This is a genomic window from Thaumasiovibrio subtropicus (genome assembly GCF_019703835.1).
Taxonomy (GTDB): Bacteria; Pseudomonadota; Gammaproteobacteria; order Enterobacterales; family Vibrionaceae; genus Thaumasiovibrio; species Thaumasiovibrio subtropicus.
Map to the genome: position 1 here is coordinate 2,781,678 of NZ_AP023054.1, position 15,435 is coordinate 2,797,112.

Sequence of the window (15,435 nt, forward strand, 5' to 3'; positions counted from 1 at the left end):
CAATTCATCCATCCAACTGAGTATTGCTGCGAGGGAATGCAGTACGCAGCATTTTTCATTAATGCTAGGTTAGTAGGGATATATATGTACACAAAAAAAACGGCACTTGCAGCGTCAGTGTTTGCTGCATTACTCGGCCTATCTGCTTGCTCAGACTCTGACGGTGTTACTCAGACTGGGCCAGTAGCACCTCCAGCGGCCAAAGAGTTCTCAACGGTTATCTCGCTAGTCGTACCTGACAGCAATGGTAACCCTGTTTCTAATCTCCAAAACGGTAAAGCGAAGATTTCTGTCAATGCTGGAGCCGCCGCCTCTGCTGCGTCTGAGTCAGTGCGTGTTGTGGATGGTGATGGAAAAACGCTCACTGAAGTGGCAATCCCAACTAATGGCGTAGTTGCGTTAGCGCTCGCGTATGACGAAGGGGCATTTGATAATGGTGTGACGGTTCAGATAGACTTTGTCGTCACTGCAGATGGCAACTTCTCAAACAAAGTCACTGTTTCTGTGGATAAAGCGGCGGCAGAATCCGGCACGATTACCGCTACAGTTCCTTTAACGTCAAAAACTTTTGATGCCGCGGCTGAAAATATTGCGATTGCCTCAGCAGAAGAAGTCACCACCGCAAGCACAGATATCACTGTTGATACTGAGGAAAAAACTGCGGTCATTACCGTACCCATCGCATCAGTGACACCTAAACTAGAAGAAGGTGATCTCGCAAGCGTTAACAAAGGTGCGACTGCTTCTGTCTCAATTCCAGCAAACACAACTCTGATCGCCAAAAATGCTGCAGGTGAAACCGTCGTCGTCTCCGGAGCACTTTCTACCAACGTTTCATACTTCTCAGCTGACCCGGATAACGCAGCGGAAGAAGAGAAATCGCCATTAAATCAATTCCCTGGCGGTTTAGAACCAGCCAGTGTCGCTAACTTTGACGATGGCGAAGAAGGTGGTTCGTTCATTAGTGCTGGCTTTGTTGCTATCGAGATCGAAGATGAAGCTGGCAACTTGGTAAAAGAATTCTCAACTGGCGGCGACGAAGAATCTAAACCCGTCGAAATCACTTTCACTGTTCCAGCTGGTACAAAAGATGAAAATGGCAATGAAGTCGGGGAAGGCAGTGTCATTCCATTCTGGAGCTATGATGAAACAGCAGGAGAGTGGAGCTACGAAGGTGATGCAACCTTGGGTGCAGCAGATGCAGATGGCAACTTCCCTGCCGTTGTGAGTGTCAATCACCTCTCTTACTTCAACTTAGACTACTTTGGCCGAGACCGCTGTAAGATTCAAATGACGGTTAGCGACAGCACTGGTGAAACGAATGAAAATCTGTCACTGAGTATGCGTCGAGCAAGCGGTGGTTGGCAGAAGTACAAAACCACGTATGACAATAGCCCTAATATAACGTTAGTTCGTGTCCCACCTTATACAGGCACACTGAAAATGGGACTGGCAGGTACATCAACCTCTAACATTTCTAGCCTTGTAATCACAGACGCAAATGGTAATGCGCTAGATAACGGAACATTAGAGAATGGCACAGTCTCTGGGCTAAATTACTGTGGCGGTAGCGAAGGACAACGAGATCGCCTGATCAACTATGCGATAACTCTCGATGTCACTCCTCTTCCAAGTTTTGACGTAGACTTTACTATTGTCGACCGTTGTAATAACGCAAGCCTTGAAACCCAACAACCTGGTTACGTTTATATCTATACCAGTGAAGGTAGCTGGGTAACTTGGCGTTATACAAGTGCAAGCGCACCAGTTAAGGCAAACTTGAAACAGGGTGATTACCGAGCTGACGCGTATGTTTGGGATGTTGAAAACTTTACCTATGATACTATCTCAACAACATTCAGCGTCGACTCTAACTCCAATGTTGAACTTGTTCGTTCTGTAACTTGTGAAGGTGGCACCGGCGGTACAGGTGCTGGTGACGACAACAACAACGATTCATAATTCTCAACGCACGTGCACTACAAGGCATGCTTCGGCATGCCTTTTTAATCGCCATAGAAAACACCTTCACCATCAAACATTCCCAACAAAAATAACCAACCAAAGTTATTAACATTAATATGAGTCGGTATCCACTTTTTATAGTTACTGAACGAAGATCATTTTTTACAACACAAAATGTATGATAATTTCAACACCTGGTGACTTTTGTCACATTTATTTATTGTATTTATTAGTTTTCTTTCATTCATAACAAGGCAATACGGATATCATGACTCTTAAAAAAACGGCGCTTGCCACCGCCATTCTTACTGGGCTATTGGGTGTAACAGCCTGTTCCGATTCTGACTCCTTCCACCAGAGCTATACACCGCCGCCAGCTGTTGATCCTGTCGGTCACTCTCTGACCCTCACTCTTATTGATAGCGAAGGCAACTTACTCACCAATGCTGCAACAGTCACGCTATCAGGTAAAGGTGCGCAATACCTATCAAAGCAAACGGTTGATCCAGCCACAACGTCGGAACTTAGCTTTCCTTTAGAGCCAAGCGACAGTGGTACCTTAAACCTTCTCATTGATGATAGCATTAGCCAAGAGGCAGACACTCAAGTCATCACCGCTGTTGTAGAAAGTACTGGATACACGTCCACTTCTACGCTGATTCGTATCGACCCACGCTCTCCTGAGTCGGCTTTCGTTTCACCAGTTCAACTGGTTAAATTTGATGAGAGTGTCAACGAAACTGATAAAGCCGTTGTTTTTGCTGGCGCAAAAAAAGAGATCAATGAAGATGCTACACTGCCTGAAGCCATTGAAATCGACACAGGTAGCGCTGCGACAGATGGCAAAGATAATACAGCCTTAGCGGGTGGCGCAGCTAAGTTAGTAATCAGCACCGACGCTGTACTCCAAGACGCAAATGGCAACGCTGTGTCTGGTAGCAACATTGATGTCAGAATGAATTACTTCTCTAACGAACCACGTGGTACTGGCGAGGCGTCTGCATCCGCGCTAGATAGCTTCCCGGGTGGATTTAATGTCGCGAGTGCAGCTGTTGAAGGCTCAGACGACACTGTCGATGACTTTGCCTTTATTTCAGCAGGCTTTGTTGCTATCGACATCACCACCGATGAAGGCGAGGCCGTTAAACGCTTTGGCGTTGAAGAAGGTGGCGAACCTGTTGTTGTTCAAATGCGCGTACCCGCCGACACTATTTGGCAAGTCGATCTTGATGAAGCAGAAACCAGCTTGGACCAACCGCAAGATTGGATTGGTAAATCGCTTATCGATATTGCCGATGCCCAAGATAACCCAGACGAAACTATCTCAATTCCTACTTGGAGTTACGAAGAATCTACGGGAGAGTGGACAAAGTCTAAACACAACTCTGTTGTCACTTTGAACACCGAATCTGATGAGCACTTCGATAAAGAGAACAACGTCTTTATCACTGAGATGAAAGTTGAACACCTTTCATACTGGAACCTAGACTGGGTACAAAGCCAACGCTGTAGCACGCCAACTCGTAACATTGATATTGTCTTCCAAGATGGTCAAACACCAAACGTTGTTAACTTTTATCCAACACTAAGAGCAAGTGGCTTCTCTGGTACTGGCTTCTTCAGTGAAACAAACCCAGAAAGGCTCACCATTACCTATACACCTGATATCGAGATGACCATGCAGCTTCTTATTGATGGTGAGAGCAAAATAGAAGGCGTCAGAGTTAATGGTGGTAGCTTCACCACAGCAGGGGTTGAAAATGGTGCTTACACGGGTTCACTTTGTGCGTTGGATGCGGTTAAGTTGAGCTTGAGTACCGACGATTTAACAACAATTACCCCGCAGATCAATGTGCAAGCCATGTGTGAGCAAGACAATAGCATTGTGAAATCTCAACCTGCCTATATTCGCGTTTCAGGGAACCGCTACTATCACAGCGCTAACACGAGTACTGGCGCAGCGGAGTTCCCATCCGTTGTCGCAGATAACCTTGACCTCAATGTATACACCTTCGTCAATGGTAATGGTTATGGTGCTAAGACCACCAATGTTTCATTGACCGAGTCTAATCAAACCTACACAGTTAACTACATGGTACAATGTGAAGTCGATAACGGCGGTACTGGTGGTACGGGCGGCACAGGTGGTGACGGTGGCGCAGGTGGTGGTGACTCTTAATACCACTTAAGTTAACCTCAAAGTCACGTCAAAGCATGTCTAAAAAAGACATGCTTTTTGTTTTTCTATCATCTAGAAAGTACACTACACCAAACAAATAACACACTATAAAGCAATGCGACCTCTACTAGTTTTACTCTGGCTTGTTTCAACAAGCAGCATCGCCCACCCTCACGCGTGGATGTCACTAAAGTCTGAAATTCATATTCATGAGCATCAGTGGCGATACGTTGATATGACATGGTACTTCGATCCCATGTCTTCCAGTCAAATGGTCATGGGATTAAACTTAACGGGTCAAGTTCCTCAAGATATGCTCGACAACCTTAAAGATGGGCTTGTCGACAGTATCACTTCACAAAACTATTTCAGTCAGTTCCAGCATAGCCAGCTCGCTATTGAGCCTTTAAGGTTAACCGATGCTGAGATATTCCAAGAAAAAACAGAGATAGCGATAAAGTTCAGGCTTGAACTTCCCGAAGGTCTCGCAGTGACATCTCCTTTCTCATGGCGTACCTATGAGTCAGAATATTATGTAGACATGCAACACAGAGCGTTATCAGATATCAATATCACTGTATCTCCTCAACTCCCCTGTACGTTTTCAATTACAGAGCCCGTGATTGATGACGACTTACTCGCTTACGCCGAAAATTTAGATAAAAGCGATAACCCATCCATCGATAATCTAGGCTTCACTTTCTCACAGCTCATTACAGCCCAATGCAGTACTTCGGAAGAATAACTAACGATTGTAAATCAATGATTTAACTTATTGAAAGAGCGGTAAAGGGGGGAGCCAAACTAGCAGATAACAAAAAACCTCGTCAAACGACGCGGACGGCAAGTTGAGGCTTATAAGGTGGTCGGTGAAGAGGGAACGACGCGGCTGGGCTTCCAGACCACGACCCTCAATCAGGCCAAAATCCAAACCTACAGATAGAAAAAAGCCTCGTCAAATGACGAGGCTTATAATGTGGTCGGTGAAGAGGGATTCGAACCCCCGACCCTCTGGTCCCAAACCAGATGCGCTACCAAACTGCGCTATTCACCGAGATAGATTTTGCTTTATTGATAGTAACAGAGGGTCGCCCTCTGGTCCGCTATTCCTAAAAGCCGGAGATGCGCTACCAAACTGCGCTATTCACCGAGATACTTTTTGCTTTAAGCATAGTGACAGAGGGTCGCCCTCTGGTGCACTATTCCTAAAAGCCGGAGATACGCTATCAAATTTTGCTATCACCGATAATTTTACGAATATCGACGTATCGACACTGTACAGAATGTGGTCTGTGAAGAAGGAACGACGCGGCTGGGCTTCCAGACCCCGACCCTCATTGCTTTGAAAAGCAACACAACCAAACTCTTAAATGTGGTCGGTGAAGAGGGATTCGAACCCCCGACCCTCTGGTCCCAAACCAGATGCGCTACCAAACTGCGCTATTCACCGAGATATATTTTGCTTTATTCATAGTAACAGAGGGTTGCCCTCTGGTCCGCTATTCCTAAAAGCCGGAGATGCGCTACCAAACTGCGCTATTCACCGAGATATTTTTTGCTTTATTCATAGTAACAGAGGGTCGCCCTCTGGTCCGCTATTCCTAAAAGCCGGAGATGCGCTATCAAACTGCGCTATTCACCGAGATACTTTTTGCTTCTAAGCGAATACATCACCCTTAGCAAGGACGCCTATAATACTGTTCCAGATTCATTTGACAATAGCTTTAAGGGACTTTTTTTGCTTAATCGGCTCAAATGCAGATATTTACAACAACTCGCTCAGCAAACCAGCATCTCATCACGAAGTGTCTCGTCAAATTTCGATGTCATCACAAAATAACCCCAATCAATATAAAATCCATTAACCATTGATCAAGATCATCACAACAACGCGCGAAAAGAGGGAAAGTGGAACTGGGTAACCGATTGATAAGGAGCTCAACATGGAATTTTGGCTAGACCTACTGTTCGGTAATGCTATCGGACTGTCGTCAATGATCGTCATCTTTGGTGCGTTAGGCCTCATGCTGTTCTTTGCTGGCTTCTTTATCTATAAGGTGTTGAAAGCCCCTACTCCTCAGTAGTTCCATCTCTATCACACTTTCAAGCCAGATACTCTTTAGCACTTTCAGTTCTGGCTTTCTTTTCTCTCTTTCTCTATTCTCACTGCATGATTCATTTGTTTGAAGAAGACGAGTCATGACAGAACACGACGACCTAGATCTGTTTCGCTCCATGATGGCGGATATCACGCCTTTGGAACAGGACCAAGTGCAGCAGCAAAAAAAGCACCAAACAACCGATGCGCATCGCGAACGACAAAAAGCCGCGCAATCCCTCGCTGAAAGCAACACTGACTACCTTTCTCTGGACTATGCCAATATGGTTAAACCGGATGATTTTCTCGCGTTCAAACGTGATGGTGTGCAAGAAGGGGTTTTTCGCAAAATGCGGCTTGGTAAATATGAGATTCAAGCACGGCTCGATTTGCATAGAAAGACACTGAAGCAAGCAAGAGAAGACGTCCTACAGTTTTTGAAAGAATGCCAACGTGTGGATATTCGCCAGGTTTTGATCGTTCATGGAAAGGGCGAAAAGTCTAATCCTCCAGCCATGATGAAAAGCTACCTGTCAACTTGGCTAGAGCAACTGAGTGATGTGATGTGTTACCACTCGGCACAACGATTTCATGGCGGTACAGGTGCGCTGTACGTGTCCATCAAGAAAAGTGCGGAAAAGAAACTTGAAAACAGAGAACGACATCAAAAGCGTTTAGGCTAGCACCTTCCAACGGTGAAACATATAACGCAAAAAGCGCCCTATGGCGCTTTTTGTCTTTATTACTACTGTCGGCAACTAGATGTTAACCGTCATTGCTGCCTTCATTACCACCACCAGTACCGCCAGTTGGATCTGGATCACTTGGTGTAACATCAGGAATATCAACAGTGGTATTATTGGAGTTATCCACGATATCATCCGGGTCGGCAACGGTTGGCTCAGAAAGATTTAAATCCGTATCTGGGTCATTATTCACCGCCGTTGTTTGAGCTGCGGCTTCCGCCTTCACTTCGCCGATCTTCGTTTTCAAGTCACCCAAATCAGCATCACTAACGGTTTCGTTGTTAGAACGTTTCTTAACAACATTTGCCACTGAGTTTGTCACCGCATCTAAATTACCATCTTTTACACCGATTGCACCAAAAGATGCATTGAATAACGCAAGCTCTTGCACTAGCGCAGCAGGTACTGTTAACCCATCAACTGTTTGATCCTGAACACCAGAAAGTGTCGATGCATTAGCCGTCGGTACTTGGAGATCAAACAAGTTAACCGTACCTCCAGTTACCGCTGTATTTAGCCCCAAGACACTGGCCACTGAGTCGCTCACAACTTTTTGCGCCGCTTCAAACTCAGACGCAGTCAATTTGCCCGTCGGTAGACTTACCGATTCCACAAAGGCTTCTGCTGCAATTGTCGACAACGCACTTACGTTAGCAGTATTGCTCGAAAGTGTATTATTTGATGGGTCACTCATCAGTTGCACGGTTTGAAGCTCAAAATTGACCGGCAGATCCTGCCCGGCACCACCATTACATCCGGTAAAGTCACATTCAACGGTTGTTGCAGACGTGGCAAAAATTCTTACTAAGACAGGTAATCCGTTCGCTGCGCTACCAAGATCCAAGCTATACGAACCATCGGCATTCGTTAACTGTGTGGTTCCGACTTGCCCTGTGACCGGACTTTCGCCCACAGCGCCGAAGTCCGCCGCTGTCAAAGTACTACTTGTACACGTCGAAGACGTCACTAAACAACCAACAACAGTTGCACTGCCTAACACACCCTTGGTCGCCGTCCCTGAAAGCGTCACTGTGCCCGGATTACTTGTTGCTGGTGGTAGGTCATCATCACTATCAAAGGGGCAGCCTGTCAACACCAAAGAACAAGCTAAGGCTAACGCTGAGACCTTCGCTATTTTATTCATAATTGTTTCCTTAATACTTGAATCACAATTCATCCATTGCATATCAAGTATTAGGGAGGGTCATAATTTTTGCCAATAAAAAACAGAAAAAAATGTCATAAGTGACTCTTTCCATTAAAAGTCACACAAAGCGCTAGAAAATCAATAATACCTAATCATTATCACCAAATCAGACTACGAATGCCGACAGATTCATTATATACATCTACCACCAACACCGTGAAAAATACGTATTTTGTCATATTTTAGCGGTTACAGCTTGATTTGCGTTCCATATCATAAAAATCAATCGATTAGATAAATATCAATAAAACTGTCAATTTTATGAAACTCAATTTAACGCGCGATATCTGAAAAACGTGCATTCGTTAATTTAGCCAAGTCACTGGGAGAGAGTTCAACTTCAACACCTCTTTTCCCCGCGCTAACAAACATGGTCGAAAAATGCTGCGCTGAAGCCGCGACAAAAGTCGGCAATCGTCTTTTTTGGCCTAGGGGGCTGATCCCACCCACAATATATCCAGTTGCTTTCTCTGCGACGTCTGGGTTTGCCATCTCGGCTTTTTTTGCACCGGCTGCCTTCGCCGCGGCTTTTAAATCAAGTTTTTTAGCTACCGGTACAACAGCAACATTCAATGCCTTAGGATCGCCGTTGATACAAAAAAGAAGCGTCTTAAACACTTGCTCGCCGTCTTGATTGAGCGCTTCAATAGCTTCAAGACCAAAGTCCGTATTACTCGAATCATGATGATACTGGTGTACCTTATGAGGCACCTTTTTTTTCTTTAGCAAATTGATTGCTGGTGTCAAAGCTCACCCTCCCACTTATCAAATCGCGAACTAAGTACTTTACCTTTATTGAGCCAAAAGAAAAGGCGCCCCTTTTGAGAGCGCCTTTGAATTTAACTAACAAGTGGCTTATTTGTAAGTGATTTCACCTTGAGGATCATAATCCGCAGGGTTGATAGGACTGTTTGCTTCTAAGTATGCTTTTAACACTTCAGCATCAACAAAGCCCGTATTGACATGCCCAGGATGATCTGTAATCACAGGGTAGCCATCACCACCGTTGGCGTTAAAGTCAGGCACGGTAAAACGGTAAGTTTTGTTCATATCAATCGGTTCACCACCAATGCGAACATCAAGCACTTGATTATCTGCAACCGTCATTTCAATGCCATAGAACTGTGCATACGCACCAGAATCAACGGGTTTAGTCGCAACCACGTTTAGGTAATCAATGACTTCCGCACCCGTAAAGTCGTTGTAGGTCACCATATTACCAAATGGCTGAACAATCAGTACGTCACGGTAGGTAAACTCACCTGACTCAATCGAATCACGCACACCGCCTGAGTTCATCACTGCAAAATCTGCGTTAGCACGCTCCATATGGGACTTAGCAATCAGACGCCCTAGATTGGTTTGTTGGAAACGGACGACATTACGGTCACCTTCCAACTTGTCAGTCGAGGTTGCAACCACCTCTCCAAGCAAGTCTTGACCACGCTCTTGGAACGGACGCAAAAACTCAAGCACATCTTCATCTGCTTGGATTTCATCTTGGATAAATACGCGCTTCGAACTGCCATCCTCAAGGGTCACTTTCTTCTTAAGGTTTACCGGGATCAGATCGTAACTCACCATGTTGAGCTCACCATTGACGAACTCAAAATCCGCCTTACCGACGTATTTACCCCACTCATGCGCTTGTACTATCCAAGTACCATTTTGGTTATCTGGCTGACACTCTTCACCTGGCTTGAAGTTAAGGTTGTACATGGAAGGGCCTTCCATACACACAGGCTCTTGAGAGTGACCACCAACGATAATGTCGAGATCCCCTTCATTTAAATGACGAGCCAATGCAACATCACCTGGAGCATTCACACCATGATTACCATCAACGTAGTGACCCATATGCGTCGTCGCGATGATAACATCAGGATTTTCTGTCGCTTTTAACTTATCAATCAGCTTCTGTGCTTCAACCTTAGGGTCGCGGAATTCAAGCGTTCGCACATTGTCTGGATGCACTACTTTAGCGGTATCTTCTGTGGTTAAACCGATGACGGCAATTTTGATCCCTTGCTGCTCAAAGATCTCGTACGGTTGGAAAGCACGATCACCACTGGCACGATCATAAATGTTGGCCGATAGCATTGGGAAGTTAGCCCACTCTTGTTGCTGGCGCAAAACATCCAACGAATTATCAAACTCATGGTTACCTAACGCCATCGCATCATAACCAAGCATGTTCATACCTTTAAAGTCAGGCTCTGCGTTCTGTAAATCTGACTCAGGTACACCCGTATTGATATCACCGCCTGATAGTAACAATGCCGTACCACCTTCAGCAGCGACTTCCATGCGAAGTTCATCTAGCAGTGTTTTACGCGCCGCCATACCATATTCACCATGACGGTTTTCCCAGAAGCGACCATGATGGTCATTAGTATGAAGAATCGTTAGCTTATAAACCGTATCCTCTTCCCATCCTGGAGCTTGTGTTGTTGACGTTGTCGTACAACCAAACAAGCCAGCCAAAACGGCGGCACTCACAGCAGTGCGGAAAACTCGAGAATGTTTCATTATTATCACCCACATAAATGTGCGAACAGGTGCACATTTTTTATTAAAGACAGAGAGTTTAGGCGTGTTGTTTTGTGTTGGAAAACAGTGAAAGTCTAATTTATTTGACTATCAATGCATTCGGACAACATCATAAATGATATCCATGTCACATATGATATTGAGAGTGTTAGAAATTATGAAATTGCCATACCTGAAAGGAATGCACTGAAAGCATGTTAAAAAATGCTTCACAGTGCATTGAACAATTAGTGACGCTTACGAAACACCATAGTTACAGCAGCAGCAATGGCGAGAAAGAAACAATAGTACGAGTGACTAACCACGGTAAGCGGCGATAGTCCAAACACGGATCCCAACAGTAATGCCTGCGCGCCGTAAGGCAATAACCCCTGTACAACACACGAATAGATATCGAGTAAGCTTGCGCTTCGACGTGGTGAAACGTGGTTTTCTTCCGCAATCTCTTTTGCGACTCCACCCGCAACGATAATCGCGACCGTATTGTTTGCCGTACAGGCATTGGTTAACCCGACAACAGCAGCAATCCCCGCTTCACCATTTCGAGTAGTGTGGGCTTTACCTTTCAACAGACGACTGATAAGGCGAGTAATAAATACCAGTCCACCTTGGCGACGCATCAGCTCTCCCAAACCACCAATCATCATAGACAACAGGAAGATCTCTTGCATCTTGCTAAACCCACCATAGATGTCATTGGCGAATGTCGACAGCATATAGGTTGGCGATGAGATAAAGCCAATCAAACCTGCCAACAGAATACCGATACTCAACACAACAAACACATTCAATCCAGCAACGGCTAACACTAAAATGGTGAGATAAGGCAGAACCTTGAGCCATTCGACTTGCTCTGCCACAGGAGCTGAACTGACTTTACTGCTAAAGGCAAACAACACCATGGCAGCGATAGCGGCAGGAAGTGCGATACGGATATTCTCACGAAACTTATCTTTCATCTCACAACCCTGCGAACGGGTAGCAGCAATTGTCGTGTCCGAAATGATGGACAGGTTATCACCAAACATCGCCCCACTCAGCACAACACCGGCGGTCAAGGCGATATCCATATCAGCAGCGTTTGCTATCCCCAACGCAACAGGCGCAACCGCAGCAATCGTCCCCATTGATGTGCCCATTGATGTCGCTATAAAAGCCGAAATCACAAAGATTCCCGGTAGAATCAATGTATCCGGAATCATCATCATCCCTAGGTTAACCGTCGCTTCTACTCCCCCCGTTGCACTGGCAACGGCAGCAAAAGCGCCCGCTAGCAAGTAGATCATACACATCGCAATGATGTCACTATGTCCGGCACCATTAAGAAACTGCTCAATCGCACGATTAAGCTTCTCTTTGCTGAGCAATATACCCAACACAATCGCAGGTAAGGCTGCAACAGGCGCTGATAACTGATAAAACGCCATATCAACCCCTTGAAGGGTCATATAAGTACCAGTACCGATAAAAATAAGCAGGAAAAGTCCCAACGGAAGCAGCGCTATTGCTGACGCTTGGGTATCTACATTAATGTTGTTGCTTGGCATTTTTTCAGCTCATCATTCTAAAAATTCGGCGTAGACTATACATTACATCTATCCATGTCAACGTCTGGATGGCTAAACCGCTTCATGTCTATTTCCAGTTTAAATAACATCAACGGTTCTTAGCGAGATGTAAAAACACCGCTCTAGATGTTGATAACCCGTATCAATACGGGTCTTATTTGAGGCTCATCTCTATAAAACTTGTCTGTCAATATGCAATTGCGACCACTTTAATGACAAAATAAGCAGACACTTCGTCGCATGGTTGTACTAACTATGTATGCAACACTTTTTAAGAGTCTGAGATTATGAAGCAGTTAACTCTCAAGCAAAAAATACTTGGCGTGACGCTCTTGTCACTGCTGACGGTGGGCTTTCTTAACGCATTGATCGTCGGGAACCAGTTCTACCGCAACACGGCTCATCACATTAATGAGAAAACAGAGCTCGCAACCATTGCACTCACTGCCATAGTGCAAGATTGGATTGCCGATCGTAGCCAGATCATTGAAGCACTGGTGATCGCAGATACCTTTCCTCCTGCAAAGCCTGCCCTCATTCAAGCACGTCAGTCAGCAGACTTCTTTGATGTCTATTTCGCAGACCCTCATGGCGGCATGTTTATCAGTCTTGATGATGAGTTACCGAGCGATTACGACCCTAGAACTCGCGATTGGTACAAAGATGCGGTCTCTCAGGGGACAATGGTCATGTCTGATGTCTACCCAGATGCTGGAACAGGCGGAAACTTAATGACCTTCTCTGTACCCGTCTATCAACATGGCCAACTTGTTGGTGTTATCGCCGCAGACGTCGAGATCGATGATCTCATTGAAGAGCTCACTCATATTGTGGTCGGAGAAAATGCCCATACCTATCTCTTTAGCGGAGAGACCATTTTGGCGCATCACCTTCCTCATATGTTAAATCAGTCGGTGAAAAGAATAGATCGTCACTTTTCGACAGACTTTTTTACGTCTGCATATCAATCTCAAGCTGACATCACCATAAATGTAGAAGGCGAGGAGAAACTGTTTCGCTTCTCCCCTATACCGAACACCGATTGGTGGCTAGCACTTGAGCTCGATAAACGCATAGAAATGGCGGATGCCGCACAAGCGATTCGAACCATGTTACTGATTGGCATACTCAGCGCCACAGTGATCATTGCGCTCACGATGGTTATCCTCAATCTACTCTTTCGTGATCTCTCTAATGTCTCGAAAGCACTCCAGCGAATAGCCAGTGGCAACGGTGACCTCACACAGCGCCTCAACCCAAAAAATAAGGATGAAGTCGGCAAACTGGCTCACAACTTCAACCTCTTCACTGACCAGATGCAGGGCATCATCCAGCAAATTGCCAAGGTTGCAGGAGAATTGAAATCGCAAAGTCATCACATAGCAGAACAAGCGGAGCAACGTAAATCGCAAGTTCTCCACCAACAGCAAGAGGTGATTAGTGTTGCAAGTGCGCTGGAGCAGATGACAGGTTCAACCACCGAAGTCGCCAAGAATGCTGAACTCACGGCCCAATCAGCCAACCAAGCCCATAGTGAGGCCAATTCAGGCAATCAACAAGTGACACAAACGCAATCTTCTATTGCTGAACTTGCCAACGGTATTCAAACCTCTGCCACAGTCATTGCCGCGTTAGAACGTCAATCAGAGGCGATTTCTGACATCCTCCATTCGATACAAGGTATCTCAGAGCAAACCAACCTACTCGCGCTAAATGCTGCCATAGAAGCGGCTAGAGCAGGCGAGCAAGGACGCGGCTTTAGCGTCGTTGCTGATGAAGTGAGAATTTTGAGTCAGCGCACCCATGATGCAACACAAGAGATCCAAACCAATATCGATACGCTGCAAACCACCACTCATCAAGCTGTAGAGAACATGAACCGCAGTCATACGTTGGCAGAAACCAGCGTTCAAGATGCGCAAACTGCGGCTGAAAACCTATGCAGTATTACCGACGCTGTCGCTGGTATCAATGATATGGCATCAACTATTGCGGCTGCTGCTGAAGAACAAGCGCAGGTGACCCAAAGCATTCATACCAATACTCGAGACATCCGTGCCCTGACCGATCAGCTTGCTGAAGGCGCTCAACTTGCGGCAAACCAAGCAAACTCACTTACCGAGCTTGCTGACTCGCTTGAAACGCAAATCAATAAGTTCACCTACTAAAACAGGCACCGTTTGGCACACGACGGCGACAAACAAAAACGCCCTCAAACAATGAGGGCGTTTTTTGCATTCGATAGGGAAGAGGTTAGGCGATATCTATCTTTTCAAAACCTTTTACCAAATCATCAAGCTGCTTCACTTGTGCTAGGAATGGCTCTAACTTATCCAATGGGAAAGCGGATGGACCATCGCATCGAGCCTGATCAGGGTCTGGATGCGCTTCCATGAAGAGACCCGCAATACGGGTTGCCATACCAGACAGCGCCAAATCAACCGTTTGTTCACGACGTCCACCAGACGCTGCGCCCAGCGGATCACGGCATTGTAATGCATGGGTAACATCAAAGATAATCGGGCTGCCTTTCGACGCCTTCTTCATCATATTAAACCCAAGCATATCAACGACAAGGTTATCGTAACCATGCAGCGCACCGCGTTCACATAAGATGATGTTATGGTTATCACACTCGGCAAACTTCTCAACAATATTGCCGACTTGGCCAGGGCTCATGAACTGCGGCTTCTTGACATTAATCACAGCCCCGGTTTTTGCCATCGCCTCGACCAAATCGGTCTGGCGCGCTAAAAAAGCAGGCAGCTGAATAACATCAACGACTTCGGCGACGGGTTGGCATTGGTGGTTTTCATGCACGTCCGTGATGATTTTAACACCAAACTCTTTCTTCAGATCGGCGAAGATTTTTAGGCCTTCTTCCATACCCGGGCCGCGATAAGAGTGCACAGAGGAACGATTTGCTTTGTCAAATGACGCCTTAAATACATAAGGGATACCAAGCTTGTCGGTCACTTCCACATACTTTTCGCAGATACGTAGCGCTAAATCGCGCGATTCCAACACGTTCATGCCACCAAATAAAACAAATGGCTTGTCGTTGCTGACGTCGATGTCGCCGATACGAACCGTTTTCTGATCCATCATCACTCCGATTTAGA

Annotated in this window: 11 protein-coding genes and 2 tRNA genes; 6 read left to right on the forward strand and 7 right to left on the reverse strand. The window is 45.7% G+C overall.

The window, feature by feature from the left end; translation table 11 throughout:
* Nucleotides 1-84 precede the first annotated feature (84 nt).
* The 3 genes from TSUB_RS12240 to TSUB_RS12250 all read left to right on the forward strand — a co-directional run bounded on the left by TSUB_RS12240 (nucleotide 85) and on the right by TSUB_RS12250 (nucleotide 4,889).
* Nucleotides 85-1,962, forward strand: a complete 1,878-nt coding sequence (locus tag TSUB_RS12240; RefSeq protein WP_087019313.1) for a hypothetical protein — start codon at nucleotides 85-87, stop codon at nucleotides 1,960-1,962.
* Nucleotides 1,963-2,233: 271 nt separating this feature from the next.
* Nucleotides 2,234-4,144, forward strand: a complete 1,911-nt coding sequence (locus TSUB_RS12245; protein ID WP_087019316.1) for a hypothetical protein — start codon at nucleotides 2,234-2,236, stop codon at nucleotides 4,142-4,144.
* Nucleotides 4,145-4,259: 115 nt separating this feature from the next.
* Nucleotides 4,260-4,889, forward strand: a complete 630-nt coding sequence (locus TSUB_RS12250; RefSeq protein ID WP_087019319.1) for a DUF1007 family protein — start codon at nucleotides 4,260-4,262, stop codon at nucleotides 4,887-4,889.
* Nucleotides 4,890-5,121: 232 nt separating this feature from the next.
* Here the strand turns inward: TSUB_RS12250 and TSUB_RS12255 are convergent.
* A tRNA-Pro gene (locus tag TSUB_RS12255) sits at nucleotides 5,122-5,198 on the reverse strand.
* 319 nt (nucleotides 5,199-5,517) lie between these two features.
* Nucleotides 5,518-5,594: transfer RNA gene (locus TSUB_RS12260), tRNA-Pro, on the reverse strand.
* A 493-nt stretch (nucleotides 5,595-6,087) separates the two neighbouring features.
* Here TSUB_RS12260 and TSUB_RS12265 point away from each other — a divergent pair.
* Together TSUB_RS12265 and smrA are read left to right on the forward strand one after the other, a co-directional pair.
* Nucleotides 6,088-6,228, forward strand: a complete 141-nt coding sequence (locus TSUB_RS12265) for a DUF3149 domain-containing protein (RefSeq protein WP_087019321.1) — start codon at nucleotides 6,088-6,090, stop codon at nucleotides 6,226-6,228.
* A gap of 115 nt (nucleotides 6,229-6,343) precedes the next feature.
* The gene (smrA, locus tag TSUB_RS12270; protein WP_087019324.1) at nucleotides 6,344-6,925 is read left to right on the forward strand and encodes a DNA endonuclease SmrA; all 582 of its coding nucleotides are present in this window, start codon (nucleotides 6,344-6,346) and stop codon (nucleotides 6,923-6,925) included.
* Between the two features lie 82 nt (nucleotides 6,926-7,007).
* Here smrA and TSUB_RS12275 read toward each other — a convergent pair whose 3' ends face one another.
* The 4 genes from TSUB_RS12275 to TSUB_RS12290 form a co-directional block, all read right to left on the reverse strand.
* The gene (locus tag TSUB_RS12275) at nucleotides 7,008-8,132 is read right to left on the reverse strand and encodes a hypothetical protein (protein WP_087019328.1); all 1,125 of its coding nucleotides are present in this window, start codon (nucleotides 8,130-8,132) and stop codon (nucleotides 7,008-7,010) included.
* 336 nt (nucleotides 8,133-8,468) lie between these two features.
* On the reverse strand, nucleotides 8,469-8,942 hold the full coding sequence (gene ybaK, locus TSUB_RS12280; RefSeq protein WP_087019332.1) for a Cys-tRNA(Pro) deacylase: 474 nt from the start codon (nucleotides 8,940-8,942) through the stop codon (nucleotides 8,469-8,471).
* Between the two features lie 108 nt (nucleotides 8,943-9,050).
* Nucleotides 9,051-10,724 carry a bifunctional UDP-sugar hydrolase/5'-nucleotidase UshA gene (gene ushA / locus TSUB_RS12285; RefSeq protein ID WP_087019335.1) on the reverse strand — a complete coding sequence of 558 codons (1,674 nt, stop codon included), beginning with the start codon at nucleotides 10,722-10,724 and terminating at the stop codon, nucleotides 9,051-9,053.
* Between the two features lie 248 nt (nucleotides 10,725-10,972).
* Nucleotides 10,973-12,292, reverse strand: coding sequence for a Na+/H+ antiporter NhaC family protein (locus TSUB_RS12290; RefSeq protein WP_087019338.1), 1,320 nt, complete (start codon nucleotides 12,290-12,292; stop codon nucleotides 10,973-10,975).
* Between the two features lie 308 nt (nucleotides 12,293-12,600).
* On the opposite strand from TSUB_RS12290, the gene TSUB_RS12295 reads away from it, so the two are divergent.
* Complete coding sequence (locus TSUB_RS12295; protein ID WP_087019341.1) at nucleotides 12,601-14,481, forward strand: methyl-accepting chemotaxis protein; 1,881 nt, start codon at nucleotides 12,601-12,603, stop codon at nucleotides 14,479-14,481.
* An 85-nt stretch (nucleotides 14,482-14,566) separates the two neighbouring features.
* Here TSUB_RS12295 and kdsA read toward each other — a convergent pair whose 3' ends face one another.
* Nucleotides 14,567-15,421 (reverse strand): 3-deoxy-8-phosphooctulonate synthase, encoded by an 855-nt coding sequence (gene kdsA, locus TSUB_RS12300; protein ID WP_087019344.1) that lies wholly within the window; start codon nucleotides 15,419-15,421, stop codon nucleotides 14,567-14,569.
* Between the last annotated feature and the right edge of the window lie 14 nt (nucleotides 15,422-15,435).

Coding starts and splice junctions, on each gene's coding strand:
- TSUB_RS12240 (WP_087019313.1), top strand. CDS start 85: ATGTACACAAAAAAAACGGCACTTGCAGCGTCAGTGTTTGCTGCATTA.
- TSUB_RS12245 (WP_087019316.1), top strand. CDS start 2,234: ATGACTCTTAAAAAAACGGCGCTTGCCACCGCCATTCTTACTGGGCTA.
- TSUB_RS12250 (WP_087019319.1), top strand. CDS start 4,260: ATGCGACCTCTACTAGTTTTACTCTGGCTTGTTTCAACAAGCAGCATC.
- TSUB_RS12265 (WP_087019321.1), top strand. CDS start 6,088: ATGGAATTTTGGCTAGACCTACTGTTCGGTAATGCTATCGGACTGTCG.
- smrA (WP_087019324.1), top strand. CDS start 6,344: ATGACAGAACACGACGACCTAGATCTGTTTCGCTCCATGATGGCGGAT.
- TSUB_RS12275 (WP_087019328.1), bottom strand. CDS start 8,132: ATGAATAAAATAGCGAAGGTCTCAGCGTTAGCCTTAGCTTGTTCTTTG.
- ushA (WP_087019335.1), bottom strand. CDS start 10,724: ATGAAACATTCTCGAGTTTTCCGCACTGCTGTGAGTGCCGCCGTTTTG.
- TSUB_RS12290 (WP_087019338.1), bottom strand. CDS start 12,292: ATGCCAAGCAACAACATTAATGTAGATACCCAAGCGTCAGCAATAGCG.
- TSUB_RS12295 (WP_087019341.1), top strand. CDS start 12,601: ATGAAGCAGTTAACTCTCAAGCAAAAAATACTTGGCGTGACGCTCTTG.
- kdsA (WP_087019344.1), bottom strand. CDS start 15,421: ATGATGGATCAGAAAACGGTTCGTATCGGCGACATCGACGTCAGCAAC.